Below are 24,882 nucleotides of genomic sequence, written 5' to 3' on the forward strand. Positions count from 1 at the left end.
CCCGATGGGGGATGGTTGAGGGGTGCGGAAATTCTGGGTGTTCGGTGGCATCGGCGTCGGCATGGTCATGTGCTTCCTGGCGCTGCTCGTCGTCGGTACGTACTCCGCCGCCGCCGGGCTCGCCGGGTCGGGGGGCGGCGGCGCCGTCGCCCTGGCCAAGGGGGCCGTGCCCGCGCGTTTCCAGCCGCTGGTGCAGAAGTGGGGCAACCTCTGTCCCGCCATCAACCCGGCCCTGCTCGCCGCGCAGTTGTACCAGGAGAGCGGCTGGAACCCGCGGGCGCAGAGCCACGCCGCCGCGCAGGGCATCGCCCAGTTCATCCCCGGCACCTGGGCCACGCACGGGATCGACGGCAACGGCGACGGCAAGCGGGACGTGTGGGACCCCGCCGACGCGATCCCCTCGGCCGCCTCGTACGACTGCGAGCTCGCCGGGTACGTGAAGAAGGTGCCGGGCGACCCGACGGACAACATGCTCGCCGCGTACAACGCCGGCGCCTACGCCGTCATCAAGTACGGCGGTGTGCCTCCTTATAAAGAGACGCAGAACTACGTCAAGATCATTCGATCCCTGGAGAAGAGCTTCGCCCGGCCCGTCGGCCGGGTCGCACCCTCCCGGCAGGCCGCCGGGGCCATCTACTTCGCCCAGAAGAAGCTCGGCACGCCGTATCTGTGGGGCGGCAACGGTACGCCCGAGCAGCAGGGGCGGTTCGACTGTTCCGGGCTGACCCAGGCCGCGTACCGGACTGTCGGGATCGAGCTGCCGCGCGTTGCCAACGACCAGTACAACGCCGGGCCGCATCCCTCGCGGGACGAGCTGCTCCCGGGCGATCTCGTGTTCTTCTCCGACGACCTCACCAATTCGCGGGCCATCCGGCACGTCGGGTTGTACGTCGGGGGCGGCTATATGATCAATGCGCCGTTCACCGGGGCGGTCATCCGGTTCGACAAGATCGATACGCCGGACTACTTCGGTGCGACCCGGGTCACCAAGGACGGAGCCGCCGCCCTGCCGACCGATCTGCCCACGGGGTGACGTCTGCCCACGGGTGACGTACGTCTCGCGCGGGCTTCCGGAGCGGCGAAGGGTGCTGACGGGCAGTCGGCCCTGGCGGGAACTCTCCGTTAAGCCTGGGCCCTGAGCTGCGACGACGAGTCACTCTTCGATAACGTCATAGTGATCATTCGGTGGAGAGCGGAACGCGCGCGACGCCCGGGCCGTTCCCTGGACAGGGAACGGGAACGCCATACGCACTGACCATGCGTCGCAGTGAAGCTGTGCGGTGCAGTGCGGTAACGGATCGCACCGGATACGGGGGTTCGACCAGGGCGGCGCGCAAGGACGCGCGTCGTAGCAGAGAAGCAGACAAGGCAAGGGGCCGCAGCAGATGGCTGGACTCGAACTCGACGGGTCGAACCCGGACGTCAGTCTGCTCTACGACATCAACGGTCTCGCGAAGGCCGCTCCCACCTGGTTCGACCGGGTCATGGAGTACGTCGGCGAGTACGGGATCATGGTCGGCCTCGTTCTGGTGGGCCTGTGGTGCTGGTGGAGCATGCGGGGGCGCGGGACGGCCGAGGACGCCGTGACGGCTGCCGCCGCCATCGTCTGGGCGCCGCTCGCCGCCGCCATCGCCATCCTCATCAACATCCCGATCCGCGGCTTCGTCGAACGGCCACGCCCCTTCAACGACCACGACGGCCTTGAGGTCCTGATCCACGGCAAGACGGACTTCTCGTTCGTCAGCGACCACTCCACCCTGGCCATGGGCATCGCCGTCGGCATCTTCGTGGCGAACCGGAAGTTCGGCTTCTATGCCATCGGCCTCGCGCTCTTCGCCGGGTTCAGCCGGATCTACATGGGCGTCCACTACCCGACCGACGTGATCGGCGGCTTCGCCCTCGGTACGGCCGTCACCCTGCTGCTCGCCCCGCTCGCCATGGCGCTGCTGACCCCGCTGATGGCGGCGGTCGCCCGCTCGCCCCGCGTCGGCTGGTTCGTCCGGTCGAAGAGCGCGGCCGTCGCGTACGCGGACGAGCGCGGCGAGGCGGTCGGCATCCCCGAGCCGCGGCCCGGCTCCCGGCGCGGCGACCCGGGGGAGAAGGATCTGGCCGCCTGAGCCTCCCGGGGGCCCTGCCTTCCCCTTCCGCTCGCTTCATCCGCTGCCTTTGTTTCCCCCAGGTGCTTCCGGCGCCTGGGGGTTCGTGCTGTACGGGCCCGGGCGCGGCGCAGCCGTACGGCGGACCCGCGCGGGGGATCAGGGCGCGGCGAGGTGTTCCGCTGCGTCGGTGCGGGCCCGGTCGCGGGATCTGCGTGCCGGGCCCGACCAGCCGCAGCTGCACCGGGCCAGGCAGAACGAGCCTCGTTCGATCGTCGTGGCGCTGTGCCCGGCGGGCGGGCCCGGAGGGGGCGCTTCCGGCAGGGGTTCGGACAGCGATGAAGACAGCGATGAAGACAGCGGTGCGGGCAGCGGTTCCGCGAGGGCGGGGGCGGTCCGGACGGGGGTGCGCGGGGCGGCGGTGGTGCGGGCCGCGGCGGGGGAATCCTCATGCACCCGTCCACGGTACTGGCCGCAGCGCCCCCGTGGCGTGACGGGGGACGGCGGCGGTCGTTATGCGGAGCGGGTCAGGGCTCGGCCGGGCGGCAGTCGTTGGGGGTTGGCAGGCGATGGTGGTGCAGCAGTACAGGGACGGAGGCGGGGCCCGTGCTGTCCGCGCCCTCGCCGCGGCCGGGGTGATCGCGGTCACCGCCGGGTGCATCGGCGGGGACGGGGGCGGCGGCGCGGGCGACGGATCCGGGCAGCGTTCCGTGGCCGCCGACCGGCCGCTCGATCTGCTCGGGCAGGCGGCGGACGTCCTCGTCGAGGCGGGCGGCGCCGAGACCCGTACGTCGATGGAGACGGCGGCCGGCGGCACGCGGGTGACGATCCGGGGGCAGGGCACGTACGACTTCCGCAAGCAGATGGGGCGGCTCCGGGTGGTGCTGCCCAAGGACGCCGCCGGCAAGGACGTCGCGGGTACGGGCAGCCACCGGCCGATCACCGAGCTGCTGGCGCCCGGGGCGCTGTACATGAAGAACCGCGGGGCCGGGGTGCCCGACGACAAGTGGGTCAGGATCGACACGACCGGGCTGAAGGACGGCAACCTCGTCACCGGCGGGGTCACCGACCCGATGGCGGCGGCCGAACTGCTGCGCGGCGCGGCCGATGTGACGTACGCGGGAAAGACCGAGCTGGCCGGGGTGACGGTGTATCACTACCGGGGCGTCGCCGACCTGGGCCGGGCCGCCCGCGCCGCCTCGCCGCAGTCACGCGGGGCGCTGAGCGCGGCGGCGAAAGGGTTCAGCAAGGACGCCGTCCCCTTCGACGCCTACCTCGACGAGGACGGCCGGCTGCGGAAGGTCCGGCACCGCTTCACCTTTTCCTCCGACGCCCGGGGCCCGGAGGTGTCGGTGGTCTCGACGCTGCTGCTGTACGGGTTCGGGCTGCCGGTCACGGTGAAGCTGCCGGACGAGGACGCCATCTACACCGGCGAGATCCGGCAGGGCTGAGGGGTGCCGGATCTCGCCGAGGCGCCGGGGCGCGGGCCGGGTGGGGGAGGCGTGGGTACCGGGACGGGCCGGGTGGTGGGGCCGGTTGGGAGGGGGCTCAAAATGGTCCGTCCGTGCCATGCGCGGCACGTGTCGCGCTCCCTAGGCTGGGATGTCGGTGTTGCCAGAGGCCGGGGACGGCCGGGAGGACGGCAGGGAGAGGTGACGCAGGTGGTGACGCTCAGCGCTCCGAACGCTCAGGACCGTGTGGCCCTCGCCGAGATCGAGCTGTGCGGCGAGCTGATGATCGCCGCGTCGGCCGCGGGCGAGGAGCGCCTCAGTCCCGACCGTATCGACGAAGTGCTCGACGTCCGGGGCGCCGAGTCCTGGGCGACGGTCCCCCGGCAGGCCGCCCGCCGGGGATGACGCCCGCCGAGGGTGACGCCCGCACCCAGGCCCGTACTCCTCCCGCGCCCGTGCCCCTCCCGCCGTCGGAACCGCCGTCGGAATCTCCGCCGGTACCGCCCGTGCGGTCGCGCATCAGGTACGGAGCAGCCGGGCGATCGCCTTCGTGGCCTCCTCGACCTTCGCGTCGATCTCCTCGCCGCCCTTGACGGCCGCGTCGGCCACGCAGTGGCGCAGGTGCTCCTCCAGCAGCTGGAGGGCGAAGGACTGGAGCGCCTTCGTGGACGCCGATACCTGGGTGAGTATGTCGATGCAGTAGACGTCCTCGTCGACCATGCGCTGGAGGCCGCGGATCTGGCCCTCGATCCGGCGCAGGCGTTTGAGGTGCTCGTCCTTCTGGTGGTGGTAGCCGTGGATGCCGCGGTCGTGGTCCGTGACGATGTCCACAGGCGCGGCCGTCCCCGTGTCCGGAGCCGCCGCGTCAGCCGTGCCCGCCGCGTCCGTCCCCGTGGTTCCGGCCCCGGTCCCGGTCGTGGTCATCTGCGTCCTCCCGTTGTCCTGATATACCCCTGCCGGGTATATCGTAACGAATCCTGCCGAAACGTGACCGGGGGTCCGTGTTGATCGCCCTGTCCGATGGGCGACACTGAAGAACGCCGGTTAGCCGTGGCCGGATGATGCGCCTAGCATCAGCCTGACCGAATCCAAAGCATCCCGAGGACCCCACGTGCGCTTTCGTCTGACCCCCAGGGAGACGAGCTTCTACGACATGTTCTCCGCCTCCGCGGACAACATTGTCACGGGCTCGAAACTCCTGATGGAACTGCTCGGGGCGGATTCTGCCTCCCGAGTCGAGATCGCGGAGCGTATGCGGGCAGCGGAGCACGCGGGGGACGACGCGACCCACGCGATCTTCCACCAGCTGAACTCCTCCTTCATCACGCCGTTCGACCGCGAGGACATCTACAACCTGGCGTCCTCGCTCGACGACATCATGGACTTCATGGAGGAGGCCGTCGACCTGGTCGTCCTCTATCAGGTCCAGGAGCTCCCCAAGGGCGTCGAGCAGCAGATCGAGGTGCTGGCCCGGGCGGCGGAGCTGACCGCCGAGGCCATGCCGGGGCTGCGGACCATGGACAACCTCACCGAGTACTGGATCGAGGTCAACCGGCTGGAGAACCAGGCCGACCAGATCCACCGCAAGCTGCTGGCCCACCTCTTCAACGGCAAGTACGACGCCATGGAGGTGCTGAAGCTCAAGCAGATCGTGGATGTGCTGGAAGAGGCGGCTGACGCGTTCGAGCACGTCGCGAACACCGTGGAGACCATCGCGGTCAAGGAGTCCTGAACCTCGTGGACACCTTTGCGCTGATCGTGACCATCGGTGTCGCGCTCGGCTTCACCTATACGAACGGCTTCCACGACTCCGCGAACGCCATCGCCACCTCGGTCTCCACCCGGGCGCTGACCCCGCGTGCGGCTCTGGCGATGGCGGCGGTGATGAACCTGGCCGGCGCCTTCCTCGGCCAGGGGGTCGCCAAGACCGTCAGCGAAGGCCTGATCGCCACGCCCGTCGGGCAGAAGGGGATGGGGATCCTGTTCGCGGCGCTGGTCGGCGCGATCATCTGGAACCTGATCACCTGGTACTACGGCCTCCCCTCCTCGTCGTCGCACGCCCTGTTCGGCGGCATGGTCGGGGCGGCGCTGGCCGGCGGCACGGATGTCATCTGGTCCGGCGTGCTGGAGAAGATCGTCATCCCGATGTTCCTCTCCCCGATCATCGGCCTGGTCTTCGGCTATCTGGTGATGGTCGGCATCATGTGGATGTTCCGGAAGGCCAACCCGCACAAGGCCAAGCGGGGCTTCCGGATCGCGCAGACGGTCTCGGCGGCGGGCATGGCGCTCGGCCACGGCCTCCAGGACGCGCAGAAGACGATGGGCATCGTGGTGATGGCCCTGGTCATCGCCGACATCGAGGGCCCCAACGACGAGATCCCCGTCTGGGTCAAGATCGCCTGTGCCGTGATGCTCTCGCTGGGTACGTACGCGGGTGGCTGGCGCATCATGCGTACGCTCGGCCGCAAGATCATCGAGCTGGACCCGCCGCAGGGTTTCGCGGCGGAGACCACCGGTGCCTCGATCATGTTCGGTTCGGCGTTCCTCTTCCACGCGCCGATCTCGACCACGCACGTCATCACCTCCGCGATCATGGGTGTCGGCGCCACCAAGCGGGTCAACGCCGTGCGCTGGGGCGTCGCGAAGAACATCATCCTGGGCTGGTTCATCACCATGCCCGCCGCGGCCCTGGTCGCCGCGCTGAGCTACGGGGCCGTCCTGCTGCTCTTCGGCTGAGCGGTTCCGGCCGGTTACACGTGTGGGTCCGCCCCCGTACTCGTACGAGCACGGGGGCGGACCCTTTCGCCTTGTGGTGGCACCGCCATGCAGCACCGCAAGGCCGTATCGGGGGCGTGGAGCCGGGGTGGCTCAGCCGAAGCGGCCGGAGATGTAGTCCTCCGTGGCCTGGACCGACGGGTTGGAGAAGATCCGCTCGGTCTCGTCGATCTCGATGAGCCGGCCGGGCTTGCCGACCGCCGCGAGGTTGAAGAACGCGGTGCGGTCCGAGACACGGGCCGCCTGCTGCATGTTGTGCGTCACGATGACGATCGTGAACCGTTCCTTCAGCTCGCCGATCAGGTCCTCGATGGCGAGGGTCGAGATCGGGTCGAGCGCCGAGCACGGCTCGTCCATCAGCAGGACCTGCGGCTCGACCGCGATGGCGCGGGCGATGCACAGACGCTGCTGCTGGCCGCCGGAGAGGCCGGAGCCGGGCTTGTTGAGCCGGTCCTTGACCTCGTTCCAGAGGTTCGCGCCGCGCAGGGACTTCTCGACGATGTTGTTCAGCTCGCTCTTGCGGTAGCTGCCGTTCAGCCGGAGGCCCGCCGCCACGTTGTCGAAGATCGACATGGTGGGGAAGGGGTTCGGGCGCTGGAAGACCATGCCGACCGTGCGGCGCACGGTGACCGGGTCGACGTTGGAGGCGTACAGGTTCTCGTCGTCCAGCAGCACCTTGCCCTCGACGCGGCCACCGGGGGTGACCTCGTGCATCCGGTTCAGGGTGCGCAGGAAGGTGGACTTGCCGCAGCCGGACGGGCCGATGAAGGCCGTCACGGAGCGAGGCTCCACGGTCATCGAGATGTCCTCGATGGCCTTGTGGCTGCCGTAGTAGGCGGTGAGGCCGCTGATGTCGATGCGCTTGGCCATGGGAAATCACTGCTTCTTTCGGGAGGTCGCTGATGGCCGCGTCAGCGACCGGTCTTCGGGGCCTTCCAGCGGGCGATGCCGCGGGCCACGAGGTTGAGGATCATGACGAAGGCGATCAGCACGAGGGCCGCTGCCCAGGCGCGGTCGTACGAGGCGGCCTCGCCGATCTTGTACTGCTCGTAGATGTAGAACGGCAGCGAGGACTGGGCGCCTTCGAAGGGGTTCGCGTTGATCAGCTGGCTGCCGAAGACCAGCAGGATGATCGGGGCCGTCTCACCGGCGATACGGGCGATGGCGAGCATGACGCCCGTGGTGATGCCGCCGATCGCGGTCGGCAGGACCACCTTCAGGATGGTGCGCCACTTCGGGATGCCGAGGGCGAGGGAGGCCTCGCGCAGCTCGTTGGGGACGAGCTTGAGCATCTCCTCGGTGGAGCGGACCACGACGGGGATCATCAGGATCGTCAGGGCGAGCGCGCCCATCAGGCCGGAGGGCTCCAGATTGGCGATCAGCATGATCGACAGGATGAAGAGACCGGCGACGATGGACGGGATGCCCGTCATCACGTCGACGAAGAAGGTGACGGCCCTGGCCAGCGAGCCCTTGCCGTACTCGACGAGGTAGACGGCGGTCAGCAGGCCGAGCGGGGCGGAGATCACCGTGGCGATGCCGACCTGCTCCAGGGTGCCGATCAGCGCGTGGTAGACGCCGCCGCTGGCCTCGGAGCCGAGCACACCGGCCATCGAGTGGGTGAGGAAGTAGCCGTCGAGGCGCTCGGCGCCGCGGACGATCGTCGTCCAGAGCAGCGAGGCGAGCGGGACGACGGCGACCAGGAAGCAGACCCACATCACGCTGGTGGCGAGGCGGTCCTTGGCCTGGCGCTGGTTCTCGACGACGGTCGTGGCGACGTAGGAGATCGCCAGGAAGAACAGGGCCGAGATCAGGCCCCACTGGATGCGGCTCTCCCAGCCGGCGGCCAGCGAGAGGCCGACGCCGAGCGCGACGGAGACGACGGCGAAGCCGAGCGGCGCGAAGCGGGGCAGGGAGCGGCTGCCGAGGCTGCTCTTCGGGGAGGGCGAGGCGGGCGACGGGCGTTCCATGACGCCGGTGGGTGCGTGGCTCATGCGTTGGCCCCCGAGTACTCCTTGCGGCGGGCGATGATGAGCCGGGCCGCGCCGTTGACCAGCAGGGTGAGGACGAAGAGGACGAGCCCGGAGGCGATCAGGGCGTCCCGCCCGAACGCGTCGGCCTCGCCGAACTTGGCCGCGATGTTCTGGGCGAACGTTCCGCCGCCCGGGTTGAGCAGGTGCAGCGAGATGAGGAAGTTCGGGGAGAGGACCGTGGCGACGGCCATCGTCTCGCCGAGCGCGCGGCCGAGGCCCAGCATCGAGGCGGAGATGATGCCGGAGCGGCCGAAGGGCAGCACGGAGAGGCGGATGACCTCCCAGCGGGTGGCGCCGAGCGCGAGCGCGGCCTCCTCGTTCATCTTCGGGACCTGGAGGAAGACCTCGCGGCTCACGCTGGTCACGATCGGCAGGATCATGATCGCGAGCAGGATGCCGACGGTGAAGAGCGAGCGGGCGACGCCGACCTCGGTCTTCTCGAAGATGTACGTCCAGCCGAAGAACTGGTCGAGCCAGAGGTTGAGGCCCTCCAGATACGGCACGAGGACGAGGGCGCCCCAGATGCCGTAGACGATGCTGGGCACGGCGGCCAGCAGGTCGACGACGTACGCGATCGGGGCGGCCAGCTTGCGCGGCGCGTAGTGCGAGATGAACAGGGCGATGCCGACAGCGATCGGAACCGCGATGACCATCGCGATGATCGAGCTGACGACCGTGCCGAAGAGCAGGACCGCGATGCCGAAGACCGGGGGGTCGCCGGCCGGGTTCCAGTCGAAGGTGGTGAGGAAGTTGCCCTCGTCCTTCGAGATGGCGAGCACCGAGCGGTAGGTGAGGAACACGGCGATCGACGCCATGATCACGAGCAGCAGGATGCCCGAGCCGCGGGAGAGGCCCAGGAAGATCTTGTCGCCCATGCGCCCGGTGGACTGGGCGCGCCCGGCCCGTTCGGGCGGGGCCGGCGGGGCCGGTGGCATGTCTATGGGTGTGGTGGAAGCCATGGTCTTTCCGGTCTGTGTGGGGGAGCCGTGGCTCCCCTGGCGGCGGTGCACCGGATGGTCGGGGCGGCCGGGCCCGGGTGGGGACCCGGCCGCCCCGGGGTGTTACGAGAGGGAGCCGATGGTCTCGCGGACCTTGGCGTTGATCTCGGCCGGGATCGGGGCGTAGCCGGCGTCGGTCAGGATCTTCTGGCCGTCGTCGGAGGCGGCGTAGGAGAGGAAGGACTTGACGGTGTCGAGCGTCTCGGGCTTGTTGCCGCTGTCGCAGACGACCTCGTACGTCACCAGGACCAGCGGGTAGGCGCCCTCGGCCTTGGTGGTGTAGTCGAGGTCGAGCGCCAGGTCCTTGCCGGTGCCCTTGATCTTGGCGGCGGCGATGGCCTTGGAGGCGTTCTCCGAGGTGGCCTGGACGGGGGCGGCGCCACCGGTGTTGATGTCCACCGTGGAGATGTTCTGGGACTTGGCGTAGGAGAGCTCGAAGTAACCGATCGCGCCGTCGACCTGCTTCACCTGGGCGGCGATGCCGGACGAGTTGGACGCGGCCTGGCCACCGGGGGCCGGCCACTTCTTCTCGGCCTCGTACTTCCAGTCGTTCGGGGCCGCGGCGCCGAGGTACTTGCCGAGGTTCTGCGTGGTGCCGGAGTCCTCGGAGCGGTGGAAGGCCTGGATGGCCTTGTCCGGGAGGTCGACGCCGTCGTTCAGCTTGGCGATCGCCGGGTCGTTCCACTTCTTGATCTTCGTGTCGAAGATCTTGGCGAGGGTCGGGGCGTCCAGCGTGAGCTTGTCGACACCCTCCAGGTGGTAACCGATCGCGACCGGGCCGCCGACCATCGGCAGGTTGATGCCCTGGCCGGTCTTGCACATCTTCTTGGAGTCGGCGACCTCTTCGGGCTTCAGCGCCGAGTCGGAGCCGGCGAAGCCGACGGTGCCCTGGTTGAAGGCGACGATGCCCTCGCCGGAGGAGGACGAGTTGTAGTTGATCTCCACGCCGGAGCAGGCGGCCATGTAGTTCTTGACCCAGAGGTCCATGGCGTTCTTCTGCGCGCTGGAGCCGGAGGCACGCAGCTGGCCCTTGGCCTTGCCGCAGTCGACGTTCGACGCGGCGGTCGTCTTCTCGCCGGTGCCGGCCGTGCCGCCGCTCGCGTTGTCGTCCGAACCGCACGCCGTGAGGACCAGGGCGCCGGAGACGGCGAGGGCACCGAGCGCGGTGGCACGAAGCCGGTTCTTGCGCTGAAGCTTCACTTTCGGGTGTTCCTTCCAGGAGCCGCCGTGGTCGTTTCGTTCTACGACGGCGTGCGATGAGGAGGGGTGCTGTGGCTTGTCGCCGCGCACCTTGTACGTCCGAAATTAGGCAGAACAGGTGAAGCCGTCGACGGGGGAGAGTGAACGGCAGGTGAACCGTGTCGGGCAGGCGGGTGCGGGGATGGTCCGCAGCGGTGGTCAGGGCGTGATCAGGTCGGTGCGGTGATCAGGGCCTGGGCAGCGCGTCCAGGAACGCGGTCAGCTGCCGTACGTCACGGGGCTGGGTGAGCCGGGCGCGGGCGGCGTCGGGGGCCAGCCAGAGGATGCGGTCCACCTCGTCGTTGGCGGTGAACGAGCCGCCGGTCGCCTCGGCCGCCCAGTAGTCGACGACCTTGGGGCGGCCGTCCACCACGTAGTGGGAGGTGGGGAGGCGGGGGCCCGGGGCGCAGTGGTGCCCGGTCTCCTCCAGCACCTCCCGTACGGCGGCGGCGAGCGGCTCCTCGTCGCGCTTGAGTTTGCCCTTCGGGAAGGAGAAATCGCCGTACTTCGGGCGGTGCACGAGGCACACCTCCACGCCGATCCCGGGTCCGGTCCCGTCCGGGGTTCGGCGCCACAGCACGCATCCCGCGGCGCGGATGAGGCCCTGCGGGTCCCCGTTCATGGGGCCGTCAGGGCCGTGGCGTACGGCCAGGTCTCGCGGAACACCGCCCGTGCCGCCTCCACCTCGTGGCGCTGGTCCGCGTGGAGCACGCCCAGGGCGTACGCCGTGGCCGGGGCGATCCGGGGGGTGCGGGCCGCCGCTGCCGCCGCGGCGGCCGCCTCCACCGCGTCCCGGTGCAGGTCGAGGGCGTGCCCGCAGGCGGCGAGGGCGGGGGCGGCGGAGCCGAGGACGACCTCGTGGGCGTACCGGTGGAGCCGCAGCAGCAGGCGGGCCTGGTGCCACGCCGCGTCCTGCGCCTCGTTGTACGGCTCGGAGTCGGCGGGCGGGAGGGCGGCCACCGCGGCGAGGAGGCGTTGCTCGGCGTGTTCGGCGGGTTCGAGGAGGGCCTCGGCGGTCCGGCTCGCGGTGCCGGGGGCCAGCGGTACGTCGGAGGCCAGGAGCGCGACGGCGTCGGCGACCGCGTGGAACCGGGAGGAGCCGAGCGCCTGGAGGGCCGCGGAGTGCGACCGGGTCCGGGCGAGGGTGAGGCGGCGTTCCAGCAGCGCCCCGGCGCGCGCGGCCCCGACCCCGAGGGCGGCGCGGCCCTGGGCGTCGGACGCGGCGGCGTCCCCGGCGGCCCTGGCCCCCCGGGCGGCGGGGACGGCGGGGCCGGAGAGCTGGTGCAGGGCCTCGCCGAGCCGGGTGAGCCGGTTCGCGTAGGCGTGTTCGCGGGCGAGTACGCCGGAGAGCCAGGCCAGCTCGGCGCGGAGCTGGTCGGCCCAGTGCGGGTCGAGGGCGCCCCGGAAGGTGTGCAGGGAGCCGCTGATCCGGCGGGCCGCGCGGCGCAGTGCGCGGGTGGCGGCCGCGGCGTCGTGGCCGCCGGATTCGGCGGGGGCGCTGTGTTCGTGGTGCAGGCGCAGGCTGCGCAGGAAGTCGGCGGCCTGCCCGCGGAGGTAGGGCGCGAGGACGGCCTCGGTGGTCAGGTCGCCGGAGGGGTGGCCTTCGGCGGCGTGGGCTGCGGTGAGGTGGCCCTCGGCGGCGCGGGCGGCGGTGGGGTGGCCTTCGGCGGCGCGGTGGACCTGCTCTTCGCCCCCGTCCGGCGGCGCGCCCGCCGTGGCGTCGGCGGCCTGGGTGTCCGCGGCGGCGTCGGTCTCCGGGGCGGGACCCGTGGTCGGCCGGGTCGTCGTCTGCTGGTCAGGGCGTCGCACGCCTGCGCCTCCGGGCGTCGATGAGCATTTCCTGGACGTGCCGCAGCGGCTGGCCGTCCGCGTCCGTGGCGTGCCGGGTCCAGTCCCCGTCGGGGCCCAGGTGCCAGGAGGAGGTGGTGTCGGCCATACCGGTCTCCAGGAGTCGGCTGAGTGCGGCGCGGTGGGCGGGGTCGGTGACCCGGACCAGGGCTTCGATCCGGCGGTCGAGGTTGCGGTGCATCATGTCGGCGCTGCCGAACCACACCTCGGGCTCGCCGCCGTTGCCGAAGGCGAAGATCCGGGAGTGTTCGAGGAAGCGGCCGAGTATGGAGCGGACCCGGATGTTCTCGGAGAGCCCGGCGACCCCGGGGCGGATCGCGCAGATCCCGCGCACCCAGATGTCGACGGGGACGCCCGCCTGGGCCGCCCGGTAGCAGGCGTCGATGATCGCTTCGTCGACCATCGAGTTGACCTTGAACCGGACGTAGGCGGGGCGGCCGGCCCGGTGGTGGGCGATCTCCTTGTTGATACGGGCGATCAGCCCGTCGCGCAGGGACTTCGGGGCGACCAGGAGGCGGCGGTAGGTCTCGCGCCGGGAGTAGCCGGAGAGCCGGTTGAACAGGTCGGAGAGGTCAGCCCCGACCTGCGGGTCCGCCGTGAGCAGGCCGAGGTCCTCGTACAGCCTGGCGGTCTTGGGGTGGTAGTTGCCCGTGCCGACGTGCGAGTAGCGGCGCAGGGTGTCGCCCTCCTGGCGGACGACGAGCGAGAGCTTGCAGTGGGTCTTCAGCCCGACGAGGCCGTAGACGACATGGCAGCCCGCCTCCTCCAGCTTGCGGGCCCACTTGATGTTGGCCTGCTCGTCGAAGCGGGCCTTGATCTCGACGAGGACGAGGACCTGCTTGCCGGACTCGGCGGCGTCGATCAGGGCGTCCACTATCGGGGAGTCGCCGGAGGTGCGGTACAGCGTCTGCTTGATGGCCAGCACGTCCGGGTCGCCCGCCGCCTGCTCCAGGAAGGCCTGGACGGAGGTGGAGAACGAGTCGTACGGGTGGTGGAGCAGCACGTCCCGCTCGCGCAGGGCGGCGAAGATGTCGGGCGCGGACGCGGACTCCACCTCGGCCAGGTCCCGGTGGGTGCCCGCGATGAACTTCGGGTACTTCAGCTCGGGCCGGTCCAGCGAGGCGATCGCGAAGAGCCCGGTCAGGTCGAGCGGGCCGGGCAGCGGGTAGACCTCCGCGTCGGACACCTTCAGCTCGCGGACCAGCAGGTCCAGCACGTACGGGTCGATGGACTCCTCGACCTCCAGCCGCACCGGCGGGCCGAACCGGCGGCGCATGAGCTCCTTCTCCAGCGCCTGGAGCAGGTTCTCCGCGTCGTCCTCCTCGACCTCCAGGTCCTCGTTCCTGGTGACCCGGAACATGTGGTGCGCCAGCACCTCCATCCCCGGGAACAGCTCCTCCAGGTGCGCCGCGATGACGTCCTCGATGGGGACGTACCGCTGCGGGGACGCCTCCAGGAAGCGGGTCAGCAGCGGCGGGACCTTGACCCGGGCGAAGTGCCGGTGGCCGCTGACCGGGTTGCGGACGACGACGGCGAGGTTGAGGGAGAGCCCGGAGATGTACGGGAAGGGGTGCGCGGGGTCGACGGCCAGCGGGGTCAGGACCGGGAAGACGCGCTGCCGGAAGAAGGTGAACAGGCGGGCCTGCTCCTTCTCGGTCAGGTCCGGCCAGCGGATCAGCTGGATGCCCTCGTCGGACAGGTCCGGGGCGATGTCCTGCTGGAAGCAGGCGGCGTGCCGGGCCATGAGCTCGCGCGAGCGGGTCCAGATGAGGTCCAGGACCTCGCGGGGCTGGAGGCCGGAGGCGGAGCGGGTGGCGACGCCGGTGGCGATGCGGCGCTTGAGGCCGGCCACCCGGACCATGAAGAACTCGTCCAGGTTCGAGGCGAAGATGGCGAGGAAGTTGGCCCGCTCCAGGATGGGCGTGGCCGGGTCCTCGGCCAGCTCCAGGACCCGTTCGTTGAACGCGAGCCAGCTGCGTTCGCGGTCGAGGAAACGCCCCTGGGGCAGCTCGTCGCCGTCCCGGTCGGGCTCGTAGGCGTCCGCGTCGGCGTCCAGGTCGGGATCCAGGTCGGCGGCGGTGGAGAAGCCGACGCCGCTGGACGCGGCGGTGACGTGCGGCCGGTGCGCGGCGAGCGAGCCGACGGACGGCTGGGCGGCGGGCTGGACGGGGACCTCGGAGCTGGGCTGCTGGCTCATGGACCTATTGTTCCGCGCGGAGCGCTCCTCGGGCGCGTCGGAGCCCGGAAAGATCGCGGAAGGTCCGGGAAACCCCGGGTCAGGGGTTTTCCCGTTGCGGCGGGGGGCGGGCACAGCTGGCTGCATCCCGCGAGGGTCGCAAGAGCGTCTGAATGGCCGGTAACGGCGACATGACGTACAGGAAGCGGTGTGCCTGCGGGTGTGCCGCGACGGACCCTCGCGGTCACTGTACGTGTGCGCGGTGGCGGGCCGGCGCCGGGGCCGGCGCGTACGTCTTCGTCGTCCGGGCCCACCCCTCGTGGGGCCCGGACGACGGCTTTTGGGGGGCCTCAGCCGTGCAGGCGGCGCAGGACCCGGAAGGCGGCGAACACGGCGAGGGCGGCGAGGGCGAGGAGGATGCCGGTCTCGACGAGCTGGAGGGGCCAGTAGTGGGAGGCGGGGTGGACCTCGGTGAAGTGGGTGACTCCGCCCCGGGCGCGCATACAGGCCCTGGCGTCCTCCGCCATGCCGTCGCCGAAGCAGTCCTGCCAGTACAGCCTGTGGCCCGATGCCGTGAGCATGCCGTAATCGAGGTGCCAGTCGACCGGGCTGACCGCCTGGGGGCCTTGCCCCTGACGGAGGACGTGCGGCCACAGTTCGTAACGGCGTTTGCCCAGGCCGAGGGCCACCACCCCGAGGACGAGCCCGGTGAGGGACATGGAGAGCAGCGTGCGGCGGACGAGCACCGCGCACAGTCCGCCCACCGCCACGGCCAGCAGCGCGAAGCCGAGGAGGGCGGGACCGGTGCCGGGGAAGATGCCGGACGCGTGCCAGGGGGTCAGGTGGGAGTACGGGTATCCGCGGAGCGCCCAGAGCCCCCAGCGGTAGACGGCGATCAGGACCGTCAGGCCGATGACCGCCAGCGCGGCGGGCACGGCCAGCCGGGCTGCGAGCCAGTGGGCGGGGGAGACCGACTGCGCCCAGGCCAGCCGGAAGGTGCCGCTCTCCAGTTCGCGGGCGATCAGCGGTCCGGCCACGAAGACACCGATGAGCCCGGCCAGCAGGAGCAGCACCGTGCCGCCGTCGGACAGGTAGAGCTCGGAGGACGTACGGGCGTAGCTGGGCAGGTAGTCGCCACCGCACGGGGTCATGTCGCCGTCGGAGCACAGCTCCTTCGCGGAGGCCATCCAGACACGGAGCGCGACGACGATGCCGATGCCGATGACCAGCAGACCGCCCGCCGCCCAGAGGGCCTTGCGGTGCACGCGGAGCAGGACGCGGGCGGACCCGCGCAGGGTGACGGGGGGCGGGGCGACGGCGTCGGACTTCGGGGCCGACGGAGGCGTGAGCGTGCTCATGCCGACGTCACCCCCGCCCGCGCCCCGCCCGCCGAAGCGCTCGGCGTCAGCAGTGGTGGTGCGTCCGGGGAGCGGAGGTGGGCGAGCAGCAGCTCCTCCAGGGAGGGCTGGGTGACGGCCCAGGCGGCGGTGTCCACGGGGCCCTCCTTCCTGACGAGGACTGTGAGTTGACGCCCCGTCGTACGGGATTCGACGACGGTGTGCGGGGCCGGATCGCGGGCCTGGCCGGTGAGCAGGGCGTGCGCGGCGACGATGTCGTCGGCCTCGCCGCCCAGCCGGACGTGCCCGCCGTCGACGAACAGCAGGTAGTCGCAGGCGCCCTCCAGCTCGGTGAGGATGTGCGAGGACATCACGATCGTGGTGCCGTGCTCGGCGGTCTCCGCCATCAGGACGCCCATCAGCTCGTGCCGGACGAGGGGGTCGAGGTCGGCCATCGGCTCGTCCAGCAGCATCAGTTCGGGCCGCTTGCCGAGCGCGAGGGCCAGCGCGAGCCGGGTGCGCTGCCCGCCGGAGAGCGTACGGACGCGGGCGCTGCGCGGCAGCGTCCCGGCGATCCGGTCGGCGGTGGCGCCGTCCCAGCGCCCGGGGTTCAGCTCGGCGCCCGCCCACAGCGTGTCCGCGACGGTGAGCTGCGGGTACAGCGGCTTGTCCTGGGCGACGAAGGCGATCCGGTCGCGTACGGCGGCGGGCTCGGTGGATCCGAGGACGGCGAGGGACCCGGCGCCGGGGCGGTCGAGACCGGCCGCCAGGTTCAACAGGGTCGACTTGCCCGCGCCGTTGGGGCCGACGAGGGCGCAGACGCGTCCGGCGGGCAGCCGGAACGAGCAGTCGTGCAGGGCGCGATGGCCGCCGCCCCTGCGCCCGTAGGTCTTTCCGAGGCCGTGTGCCTCGATCGCGACGCCGGTCATCGTTCCTGGTCCCCCTCGTGTGAACGGCCCGCGGAATCGGTGCCGTTCGTGCCGTTCGTGCTGTTCATTCCGTTCGTGCCGTACGTGCTGTCCAGTACGGCGGTGAAGAGCGCGCCGACGTCGTCCCTCTCCAGCCCGGCCGCCCGGGCCCGGCGGGCCCAGTCGGCGAGTTCGGTGCGCAGGGGCGCGTCGGCGGCGGTCGCGTCGGGCGCGCCGCCCAGCGTCCGGCGGACGAAGGTGCCGAGCCCGCGGCGGGCCTCGACGAGGCCTTCGCGCTCCAGCTCCCGGTAGGCCTTGAGGACGGTGTTCGGGTTGATCGCGGTGGCTTCCACGACCTCGCGGGCGGTCGGCAGCCGGTCGCCCGGTTCGAGCACGCCCAGGCGCAGGGCCTGCTTCGTCTGCTGGACGATCTGGAGGTAGGTGGCGACGCCGCTGCGCCGGTCGATGCGGAACTCGACCGCTGCGGACTCGGCTGCCATGCTCAGCACCACCCTTTCACTAATTGAGTAGTGAAAGGGTGGTGCAAAAGAGGGGCGACGTCAAGTGACGCCGCCCCTCGCGCACATGGCGCAGTGTCAGGACTCCGTGCGGTACATCAGATCCACCTCGTGCGTGGCGAAGCCCATGCGCTCGTACACCGTCACGGCCGCCGTGTTGTCCGCGTCCACGTAGAGCATCGCGGTGGGCAGGGCCTCGGCGGCCAGGTGGTGCAGGCCGACCGAGGTCAGCGCCTTGCCGAGGCCGCCGCCCTGCGCCTCGGGCAGGACCCCGACGACGTACACCTCGCCGATCTGCTCCTCGGCGTGCACCTTCGTCCAGTGGAAGCCGACGATCTCCCCGTCCCGCTCGGCCAGGAAGAAGCCCTTCGGGTCGAACCAGGGCTCCGCCTTGCGGTCGTCCAGGTCCTGTTGGGTCAGCGACCCCTGCTCCGGGTGGTGAGCGAAAGCGGCGCGGTTCACGGCGAGCCAGGCGGCGTCGTCCCGCCCCGGCTCGAAGGTCCGTACGGTGACGCCCTCGGGCAGGACCGGCTCGGCGAGGTCGAGCGGGATCAGGCTCCGCCGCAGCTGGCGCAGTTCGCGGAAGAGGGAGAGGCCGAGGACCTGGGCGAGGTGGCGGGCCGCGGAGGTGCCGCCGTGCGCCCAGACCCGCAGCCGCTTCCCGGTCGCGGCGAGGAGCGCGGCGCCGAGCGCCCGGCCGTGTCCGCTGCCGCGCCGGTCGGGGTGGACGACCAGCTCGGCGGCCGGGGCCTCGACCGGGTCGGTGTCCTCCAGCTGGGCGTACCCGGCGAGCGTGCCGTCGACGGAGAGCAGGAAGTGCCGTACGCCGTCGCGGTGTCCGCCCCGGATCCGGAGCCGGCCCTGCTCGGAGACCGCCTGCCGGCCGTCGGACGCGGCCGCCTCGGCGAGCAGGGCGAGGACGGCCTCGGCCTGTGCGGGGTCGAGTGCGTCGAGGGCCTGAATCTCGCGTCCGGGAGCGGGGAGGGGTGCGTCAGTCGTCATGCCTCCGAGCGTACGGCGAGGGGTGCGCCGGGTGGCGACGCGGCGGGGCGGATACGCGGCCGCCCCGTCCGTACCGGTAGAGGCGCAGCAGGAACCGAAGGAGCCATGTGGCCGGATGGCAACCAGTCCGTAACCCCGAACACCTGTTGCGCTACGCGCGTTGACTCTAGGCTGCGCACGCAGGATCAGGATGCAGACATGTGGAACCAGCGGCACCACCGACTGACCGCCGGGGCCACTGACTGATGACCACTGACACACAAGGGGACCGATGTCAGCGACTCCACAGAAGAACCGCGCGTCCCGGCGGGTGCTCGCCGCCGCGGCCGGTCTGGCCACCGTGGGCGCGCTCGTCGCCGCGATGCCGGCCGGGGCCCATGACCGGGGCCACGGGCACGGCCACGGGCACGGGCACGGCCACAAGCCCCGTACCGTCGACGTGCAGTTGCTGTCGTTCAACGACCTGCACGGCAACCTGGAGCCACCGGCCGGTTCCGCCGGTACGGTCAACAAGACGCACGCGGACGGCACGGTCGAGGCGATCCCGGCCGGTGGCGTCGAGTACCTGGCGACCTCGCTGCGCAAGGCGCGCAAGGGCAATCCGTACTCCGTCACGGCGGCCGGCGGCGACATGGTCGGCGCGAGTCCGCTGCTGTCGGGCCTCTTCCACGACGAGCCGACGATCGAGGCGCTGAACGGTCTCGACCTGGACGTCACGGCGGTCGGCAACCACGAGTTCGACGAGGGCGCCACCGAGCTGGCCCGCCTCCAGAACGGCGGCTGCCACCCGGTCGAGGGCTGCTACGAGAAGGGCAAGAAGTTCAAGGGAGCGGACTTCCCCTACCTCGCGGCCAACGTGACCAAGGAAAAGACCGGCAAGCCACTGCTGAAGCCGTACACCGTCTGGAAGAAGAACGGCGTCAAGATCGGCTTCATCGGAGTGACCCTGGAGGGCACCCCGGACATCGTCACGGCCAACGGCGTCAAGGGCCTGAAGTTCCACGACGAGGTCGAGACGATCAACAAGTACGCCAAGGAGCTGGACCGCAAGGGCGTCAAGTCGATCGTGGCCCTGATCCACGAGGGCGGGGCCCCGGCCTCCACCTCGTACAACTACGACTGCGACAGCCCCGGCGCGGGCGACGGCATCTCCGGCCCGATCGTCGACATCGCCAAGGGCATCACGCCGAAGGTGGACGCCCTGGTCACGGGCCACACCCACCAGGCGTACGTCTGCACGGTCCCGGACCCGTCCGGCAAGCCGCGCATGGTCACTTCGGCGTCGTCGTTCGGCAAGCTGTACACGGACACCACGCTGACCTACGACCGCCGCACGAACGACATCGTCCGTACGTCGGTGAAGTCGGCGAACCACGTCGTGACCCGGGACCAGCCCAAGGCCCCCGACATGACCCGCCTGATTGACCGCTGGAACAAGCTGGCGGCCCCGATCGCGAACAAGGCGCAGGGCTGGATCAGCGCGGACATCAACGGCCGCGGCTCCACGGACCCCGAGAAGCCGCTCGGCAACGTCATCGCCGACGCCCAGCTGGAAGGCCTCGCCCCGGCGGACAAGGGCGGCGCGGAAGTCGCGTTCATGAACCCGGGCGGTATCCGGGCGGACCTGGTGTACAAGGCGTCCGGCAGTGAGGGCGACGGGGTCGTCACGTACGGCGAGGCGTTCACCGTGCAGCCGTTCACGAACATGATGAACGTCGTCGACCTGACCGGTGCTCAGCTGGTCTCCGCGCTCCAGCAGCAGGTCAGCGGCCCCAACGAGGCCGCACCGAAGATCCTCCAGGTCTCCAAGGGCCTCACCTACACCCTGGACCTGACGAAGAGTGGCGCGGACCGCGTGGTCGCCGACACCATCAAGCTGAACGGTGAGGCGATCGACCCGGCGCGCACCTACCGTGTCGCGATGAACGAGTTCCTCGCGGGCGGCGGCGACGGCTTCCCGGCCCTGGGCGAGGGCACGAACAAGCTGGTCGGCGCGTCCGACCTGGACCTGTTCAACGCTTACCTGGCGGCCCACTCCACGGCCACGGCCCCGCTGGCCCCGCCGGCGACGGACCGGATCACGGTCATCCAGTAGCAGCGGCGTGAGTTGAGTAGGGGCGGCGGGCCTGCGGGCCGGCCGCCCCTACTCACGGATCAGGGACGCACAGCGTGGTGGCCCGCGTCGAGCGCGAACTGCCCCCGGGCGGCATCCCCGTCTACCTGGAGGCCCGCAGGACCGGTGCCCGCTCCTTCGTGCTGTGGTCCGACGAGCACCGCCGGGAACGGGTGGCGACCGTGGTGACCCGGTCCGCCGACGGCGGGGTCGCCACCTTCCAGGTACTGGGCCCGCAGGGCGAGTTGATCGGCACGATCGTGCGCGAGAAGGCGCTCCGGGGCCGGGGCCTGCGCACCCGCTGGACCCTCGGCGCATCCGTTGGCGTGCGGCCGGGCGGATGCCGCTGGAGTTCCGGTCGGGGGGCGACAAGCTGCATCTGCACGCGCCGGAGGTGGACTGGCGGCTGGGGGCGGCGCTGGTCGCCCTGGTGCGGAGCTTCAGCGCGGTGAACTGGGACGGCCACAAGGTGTGACCCGTGACGGGGTGGTGTTCCGGGGCGGCGCGGCGTAGAACTGGCCCCATGTCCGCCCAGCAGCCACCGCCCCCGCACCGCCCCCACCCGCCTGGCACGCCCGGCGCGCCCGGTGTTGCCGGTGCACCCGGTGTTCCGTGGGGGTTCGTGCAGCCCCAGCCCCGGGAAGTGACCGCCGACTACCGCCGTAAGGCGGCAATCCTCACCTGGTCCGCGATCGTCGTGGGGACCCTCATGGCGGTGGCGCTCGTGGTGAGCGTCGTCTTCCTGATCCGGGCGGACCAGGACACGAGAAACGCGGCCTACGGCTACCTCGCCCTCGTCCTCTGGGTCGGCATCGCCGCCGGGATCCCCGTCCTGCTGGCTCTCGCGATCCCCGTCGCGCGCATGAGGCGGCGGGTGCGGGAGTGGCAGCCCGATGTATGAGCCTGCGCCATCTTGAAGTTGCTGGTGAGCGGGGTGGTGTGATCGTTGAGGGCCGTACTCACCCAGGTCGTGGGAAGCCCGTAAGCGCGGGCCTGGCCGACCCTTAGAATCCCACGGTGCACGACATCGAATACATTCCGGCGCAGAAGCGCACATGGTGGATATGGTCGGGAGTGGCCACAGTCCTGGCGCTCTACACGCTCTACGCCTCGACCGTGGGGAGGCGGCCGGACACCAGCATCGGGTCACTGCTCGTCGCACTCGGCTGGATGGCCATACCGGCCGCCCCCTGGCTGGCCTGGATGGCCCTCGGACGCACCCGCATCAACACCGACGGCATACAGGTGGTGCGGCCTCTGCGGTCCCGCACCGCCCGCTGGCACGAGATCTCCGCGATCGACGTGGACCAGGTCGGCGGCTACGGAGGGCGTTACGACTACTGGATCAGGATCAGCTGCCACAGCGGCACGTCGTTCCGGCTGCCCGCACCCATGACCTCCCACGCGGGGCGGGACCCGCTGTTCGACGAGCGGCTGCAAGAGATCAGACACCGGTGGAGCGAAGCCCACGGGCCCACTGCCCGAGAGCCTGAATGAACGCGCGCGGTCACTCCCCGGCAGTGGCCTTGGCTGGACCCCGTGGGCCTCGTACGCGCCCGACTCCGCTACCGCCACCGGCGGCTTACGTCTCCAGCCCCCTCAGCAGAGCAGACCGTTCTTCCTCCTCCCGTTCAAGGACCGCCTCATACACGGCCATGTCCAGGCGCTCCTCGACGGCCGCGCGGACGATGCCGGCGAGCTGGTCGGGTGGCAGCGCCTCCAGCTGGGTGGTCCCGCCCGCGGTGAAGGAGCGGCGGTCAGGCCGCGACGGGCACGCCCTCGCTGCGGTGCTCGTGCTGCGCGCGGGTTTCGCGGCAGTCGCGGCAGTGGCCGGGGGTGGGGGAGCGGAAGGCCCGGTCGCAGTCGTCGCAGGTCTGGAAGGGCGTGACGGCGACGCGGGGCCGGGCGGGGGCGACGAGGTCGTGTGCGCCGGGGAGCGGTGGGGGCAGCAGGGCGGTCAGCCGGTGCTTGAGGAGTTTGACGGGGTGGCGGAGGGGCTGGGGCGGGTCGTCGGTGAGGGCGCGACGGATGGTGTCGGGGTCTGCGTCGCGTTCGAGCCAGGTGGCGACGGCGGGGACGAGCTGACGGATGTGGTCCTCGGAGAGGGTGAACTGCGGTGCGTGGCGGCGGAGATCGCTGAGGAGGGCGGTGGCGGCGCGGTCGAGCTCGGGGGTGAGGAGGCTGGGCTGAGGGAGGGGCGGGCGGGGCGGCTTGGGAGCGGTGGGGGGCGGGACGAGGGGCGGAGCCTGCGGCGCGGGCGGCGCGGCGGTCGGTACGGGGGCGGGCGCCTGGATGGGTACGGGGGCGGGCGCGGGCACCTGGATGGGTACGGGTACAGGCGCGGGCACCTGGATGGGTGCGGCTACAGGCGCGGGCACCTGCACGGGCGCGGGTGCTGTCGCTACCGGGCGACGGGGGCGCACCAGCGCAGCAGGCTGGTTGCAGAAGACGGTGCGGGTGATGACCTTCTTGCCGGAGAGCCGGTGGCGTAGGCGTTGCAGGTAGCCGTGGGCTTCGAGTTCGCGGAGGGCGGCGGCGATGCGCTTTTCGCCTTCTTTGCAGCGGGCGGCGAGGGCCTTGATGCTGATTTCGGCCCCTTGGGGCAGGGACTGGATGAGTACGGCAACCCCGATGGCGGTGCAGCTGAGATCAGGATGCTGGGCCAGATGGTTGCCCACGACGGTGAAGCGCTCGGTGTGCGGGATGGTGATGTGGATGACGCCGGAGGTGGGAAGAGGTCCGGGAACCTCCGCCAGGGCGCGGGCGAGGGCAGTACTCTGCTGGGTATCCATCGGGAAGCTACTTCTTCCTTGTTGGCTAGGCCCTCGATCGGGATTGCAGTCCCGGCCGGGGGCCGAAGTGTGTGTGGGACGTGGTCTGGCGTGAGCATATGCCGGGCAACCCACGCAAAAGCGAGCTGAGTTGGGAAATGTCACCCGTGCGAGTGACGGACCTCGCGGAGGCTGCCAAACCCGCCCAGGCACCCGGGGACCCGTCAGGTTCCCACCGGGTGGGTGGGGTTGGGTTGGGTTTTTTCTCTTGGTTCTTTAGTAGTTGACGTCGTACGCCCGTGGGTCGCGCCGCCGCACGATCCGGTGGGGGCTTCCGGGGGCCTTCCGGGGGCTTCTGCGGCCCGTCACCGGGTCGCGGCGGAGCACGACCCGGTGACGGCTTCGCGCGCGGCGGGCCGAGATCCGTCGGCCTTATAGGGTTGCCCGGGAAATCTTGGCGGGCCGGGTACCGCCGGAAATGCCCAGCACGGGGGAATCATGCGCAAGATACGTATCGGGGCGAGCTTCGCCATGGCCGCGATCCTGCCGACGGGATGCGGTTCGGAGGAGCCCGCGAAGGACAGCAAGGCGGAGGCCCCGGCCGCGGAGGCCACCACCGGGACGCCGAAGGCACCCGGCGGAAGCGGTGAGGGCGAGGGCACGCCGCATGAGGTGACGATCGAGGTCGAGGGCACAGGCGCGAGCACCGTCATGTACACCCTCGACGACTCCGACTTCGAGCAGATCACCCTGCCCTGGAAGAAGACGGCCACCATCGCCGCACGGGGCGCGGAGCGCGAGGTGGGCCGGCTGGTGATTCTCACGCCCGGCCACATGACCCTGCCGGACGGCAAGCTCGGCGCGGCACCGTGCTCGATCACCGTCGACGGCAAGAAGGTCGTGGAAAGCAAGGAAGGCAAGCCCTGCTCGTACAAGCTCAAGTAGACCTCTGCGAGCATGCATGTATGAAAATCTCTGCGGTGCTCTTCGATGTGGACGGGGTCCTGCTGGATTCGGCGGGCGCGCACCGCAGGGTCTGGGACGCGTGGTCGGCGGCGCGGGGCCTGGACCCGGAGAAGGTGTGGGAGCTGACGTTCGGGCGGCGGCCTGAGGACACGGTCAGGGATGTGGCCGCCCATCTGGACCCGGCGACCGAACGCAAGACGCTCGACCGTCTGCTGGCCGAGGAGATGGGCAGCATCCAGCCGATCGAAGGAGCCGCCGACCTCCTGAATTCGCTGTCCGGCGCCCCGTGGGCCATCGTGACTTCCGGCGCCCGGGATTTCGTGGAGGCCAGGTTCGCCGCGACGGGCCTGCCTCTCCCCGCCGTACGGGTCTACGCCAGCGACGTACGCCACGCGAAGCCCGCCCCGGACTGCTTCACCCTGGCCGCGTCCCGTCTCGGGGTCCCGGCATCGGAATGCCTGGTCGTGGAGGACGCGCCGGCGGGTATCCAGGCGGCGGTGGCGGCCGGCTGCATCGCCGTCGGCCTGACGACGACGCACACGGAAGACGCGCTGGCGCAGGCGCGCGTGTGCGTCGCATCCCTTGCGGACGTACGAAGTCTGCTGACCGCGTACGGGGTTGGGGCCGGCGGTTCGTGAGGTGAGGCACGGG

At 70.9% G+C, this 24,882-nt stretch carries 26 protein-coding genes; 12 read left to right on the plus strand and 14 right to left on the minus strand.

Translation table 11 applies throughout. The annotated features are described in order from the left end of the window. The first annotated feature begins 22 nt into the window (after positions 1-22). Together A3Q37_RS12630 and A3Q37_RS12635 are read left to right on the plus strand one after the other, a co-directional pair. Positions 23-1,033, plus strand: a complete 1,011-nt coding sequence (locus tag A3Q37_RS12630; protein ID WP_304364741.1) for a bifunctional lytic transglycosylase/C40 family peptidase — start codon at positions 23-25, stop codon at positions 1,031-1,033. A 352-nt stretch (positions 1,034-1,385) separates the two neighbouring features. Further along, positions 1,386-2,117, plus strand: a complete 732-nt coding sequence (locus tag A3Q37_RS12635; RefSeq protein ID WP_065482655.1) for a phosphatase PAP2 family protein — start codon at positions 1,386-1,388, stop codon at positions 2,115-2,117. 138 nt (positions 2,118-2,255) lie between these two features. On the opposite strand, the gene A3Q37_RS35605 is transcribed toward A3Q37_RS12635, so the two are convergent. Beyond that, entirely contained in the window at positions 2,256-2,552 is a 297-nt protein-coding gene (locus A3Q37_RS35605; protein WP_079137768.1) for a hypothetical protein, read from the minus strand. 113 nt (positions 2,553-2,665) lie between these two features. Between A3Q37_RS35605 and A3Q37_RS12640 the strand changes: the two genes are divergently transcribed. Continuing rightward, complete coding sequence (locus A3Q37_RS12640) at positions 2,666-3,547, plus strand: hypothetical protein (protein ID WP_065482657.1); 882 nt, start codon at positions 2,666-2,668, stop codon at positions 3,545-3,547. Between the two features lie 201 nt (positions 3,548-3,748). Then, positions 3,749-3,952, plus strand: a complete 204-nt coding sequence (locus A3Q37_RS12645; RefSeq protein WP_065482660.1) for a hypothetical protein — start codon at positions 3,749-3,751, stop codon at positions 3,950-3,952. A 114-nt stretch (positions 3,953-4,066) separates the two neighbouring features. On the opposite strand, the gene A3Q37_RS12650 is transcribed toward A3Q37_RS12645, so the two are convergent. Beyond that, positions 4,067-4,471, minus strand: coding sequence for a metal-sensitive transcriptional regulator (locus A3Q37_RS12650; protein ID WP_065482661.1), 405 nt, complete (start codon positions 4,469-4,471; stop codon positions 4,067-4,069). Between the two features lie 187 nt (positions 4,472-4,658). Here A3Q37_RS12650 and A3Q37_RS12655 point away from each other — a divergent pair, with 187 nt between their 5' ends. Both A3Q37_RS12655 and A3Q37_RS12660 read left to right on the plus strand, forming a co-directional pair. Then, positions 4,659-5,279: a DUF47 domain-containing protein gene (locus A3Q37_RS12655; RefSeq protein WP_003968094.1), complete on the plus strand. Its 621-nt coding sequence runs from the start codon at positions 4,659-4,661 to the stop codon at positions 5,277-5,279. A gap of 5 nt (positions 5,280-5,284) precedes the next feature. After that, positions 5,285-6,283, plus strand: coding sequence for an inorganic phosphate transporter (locus A3Q37_RS12660; protein ID WP_065482664.1), 999 nt, complete (start codon positions 5,285-5,287; stop codon positions 6,281-6,283). A gap of 132 nt (positions 6,284-6,415) precedes the next feature. Here the strand turns inward: A3Q37_RS12660 and pstB are convergent, their stop codons facing one another. The 11 genes from pstB to mshD all read right to left on the minus strand — a co-directional run bounded on the left by pstB (position 6,416) and on the right by mshD (position 18,381). After that, positions 6,416-7,192 carry a phosphate ABC transporter ATP-binding protein PstB gene (gene pstB, locus A3Q37_RS12665; RefSeq protein ID WP_065482666.1) on the minus strand — a complete coding sequence of 259 codons (777 nt, stop codon included), beginning with the start codon at positions 7,190-7,192 and terminating at the stop codon, positions 6,416-6,418. Positions 7,193-7,233: 41 nt separating this feature from the next. After that, positions 7,234-8,316, minus strand: a complete 1,083-nt coding sequence (gene pstA / locus A3Q37_RS12670; protein ID WP_065482669.1) for a phosphate ABC transporter permease PstA — start codon at positions 8,314-8,316, stop codon at positions 7,234-7,236. Further along, complete coding sequence (gene pstC, locus A3Q37_RS12675) at positions 8,313-9,314, minus strand: phosphate ABC transporter permease subunit PstC (RefSeq protein WP_065482670.1); 1,002 nt, start codon at positions 9,312-9,314, stop codon at positions 8,313-8,315. The genes pstA and pstC overlap by 4 nt, the downstream gene beginning before the upstream one ends. Positions 9,315-9,416: 102 nt before the next feature. Then, positions 9,417-10,553 carry a phosphate ABC transporter substrate-binding protein PstS gene (pstS, locus tag A3Q37_RS12680; protein WP_065482673.1) on the minus strand — a complete coding sequence of 379 codons (1,137 nt, stop codon included), beginning with the start codon at positions 10,551-10,553 and terminating at the stop codon, positions 9,417-9,419. A gap of 226 nt (positions 10,554-10,779) precedes the next feature. Continuing rightward, positions 10,780-11,214 carry an NUDIX hydrolase gene (locus A3Q37_RS12685; RefSeq protein WP_065482676.1) on the minus strand — a complete coding sequence of 145 codons (435 nt, stop codon included), beginning with the start codon at positions 11,212-11,214 and terminating at the stop codon, positions 10,780-10,782. Beyond that, complete coding sequence (locus tag A3Q37_RS12690; protein WP_065482679.1) at positions 11,211-12,401, minus strand: CHAD domain-containing protein; 1,191 nt, start codon at positions 12,399-12,401, stop codon at positions 11,211-11,213. Before A3Q37_RS12690 ends, A3Q37_RS12685 begins: the two co-directional genes overlap by 4 nt. Next, positions 12,388-14,637 carry an RNA degradosome polyphosphate kinase gene (locus A3Q37_RS12695; protein ID WP_065482682.1) on the minus strand — a complete coding sequence of 750 codons (2,250 nt, stop codon included), beginning with the start codon at positions 14,635-14,637 and terminating at the stop codon, positions 12,388-12,390. Before A3Q37_RS12695 ends, A3Q37_RS12690 begins: the two co-directional genes overlap by 14 nt. A gap of 329 nt (positions 14,638-14,966) precedes the next feature. Beyond that, positions 14,967-15,974: an ABC transporter permease gene (locus A3Q37_RS12700; RefSeq protein WP_065482685.1), complete on the minus strand. Its 1,008-nt coding sequence runs from the start codon at positions 15,972-15,974 to the stop codon at positions 14,967-14,969. Continuing rightward, entirely contained in the window at positions 15,971-16,882 is a 912-nt protein-coding gene (locus A3Q37_RS12705; RefSeq protein WP_065482688.1) for an ABC transporter ATP-binding protein, read from the minus strand. Before A3Q37_RS12705 ends, A3Q37_RS12700 begins: the two co-directional genes overlap by 4 nt. Continuing rightward, positions 16,879-17,361: a GntR family transcriptional regulator gene (locus tag A3Q37_RS12710; protein ID WP_065483307.1), complete on the minus strand. Its 483-nt coding sequence runs from the start codon at positions 17,359-17,361 to the stop codon at positions 16,879-16,881. Before A3Q37_RS12710 ends, A3Q37_RS12705 begins: the two co-directional genes overlap by 4 nt. Before the next feature lie 96 nt (positions 17,362-17,457). Continuing rightward, a complete protein-coding gene (mshD, locus tag A3Q37_RS12715) occupies positions 17,458-18,381 on the minus strand; it encodes a mycothiol synthase (RefSeq protein WP_065482692.1) in 924 nt (307 codons plus the stop codon). A gap of 271 nt (positions 18,382-18,652) precedes the next feature. Here mshD and A3Q37_RS12720 point away from each other — a divergent pair, with 271 nt between their 5' ends. The 4 genes from A3Q37_RS12720 (at position 18,653) to A3Q37_RS12735 (ending at position 21,991) form a co-directional block, all read left to right on the plus strand. Continuing rightward, the gene (locus A3Q37_RS12720) at positions 18,653-20,476 is read left to right on the plus strand and encodes a bifunctional UDP-sugar hydrolase/5'-nucleotidase (RefSeq protein WP_065482695.1); all 1,824 of its coding nucleotides are present in this window, start codon (positions 18,653-18,655) and stop codon (positions 20,474-20,476) included. 358 nt (positions 20,477-20,834) lie between these two features. Beyond that, positions 20,835-20,969 (plus strand): hypothetical protein, encoded by a 135-nt coding sequence (locus A3Q37_RS37750; RefSeq protein ID WP_255311795.1) that lies wholly within the window; start codon positions 20,835-20,837, stop codon positions 20,967-20,969. A gap of 147 nt (positions 20,970-21,116) precedes the next feature. Then, positions 21,117-21,395: a hypothetical protein gene (locus A3Q37_RS12730; RefSeq protein ID WP_255311796.1), complete on the plus strand. Its 279-nt coding sequence runs from the start codon at positions 21,117-21,119 to the stop codon at positions 21,393-21,395. A gap of 116 nt (positions 21,396-21,511) precedes the next feature. Further along, positions 21,512-21,991 carry a PH domain-containing protein gene (locus A3Q37_RS12735; protein ID WP_065482704.1) on the plus strand — a complete coding sequence of 160 codons (480 nt, stop codon included), beginning with the start codon at positions 21,512-21,514 and terminating at the stop codon, positions 21,989-21,991. Between the two features lie 260 nt (positions 21,992-22,251). Here the strand turns inward: A3Q37_RS12735 and A3Q37_RS12740 are convergent, their stop codons facing one another. Further along, on the minus strand, positions 22,252-23,286 hold the full coding sequence (locus tag A3Q37_RS12740) for a hypothetical protein (RefSeq protein ID WP_065482707.1): 1,035 nt from the start codon (positions 23,284-23,286) through the stop codon (positions 22,252-22,254). Between the two features lie 477 nt (positions 23,287-23,763). On the opposite strand from A3Q37_RS12740, the gene A3Q37_RS37220 reads away from it, so the two are divergent. Continuing rightward, the gene (locus A3Q37_RS37220; RefSeq protein ID WP_065482710.1) at positions 23,764-24,210 is read left to right on the plus strand and encodes a hypothetical protein; all 447 of its coding nucleotides are present in this window, start codon (positions 23,764-23,766) and stop codon (positions 24,208-24,210) included. Between the two features lie 20 nt (positions 24,211-24,230). Further along, positions 24,231-24,869: an HAD family phosphatase gene (locus A3Q37_RS12750; protein ID WP_065482713.1), complete on the plus strand. Its 639-nt coding sequence runs from the start codon at positions 24,231-24,233 to the stop codon at positions 24,867-24,869. Positions 24,870-24,882: the final 13 nt, after the last annotated feature.

The sequence above is a fragment of the Streptomyces sp. PTY087I2 genome (genome assembly GCF_001687325.1).
GTDB lineage: Bacteria > Actinomycetota > Actinomycetes > Streptomycetales > Streptomycetaceae > Streptomyces.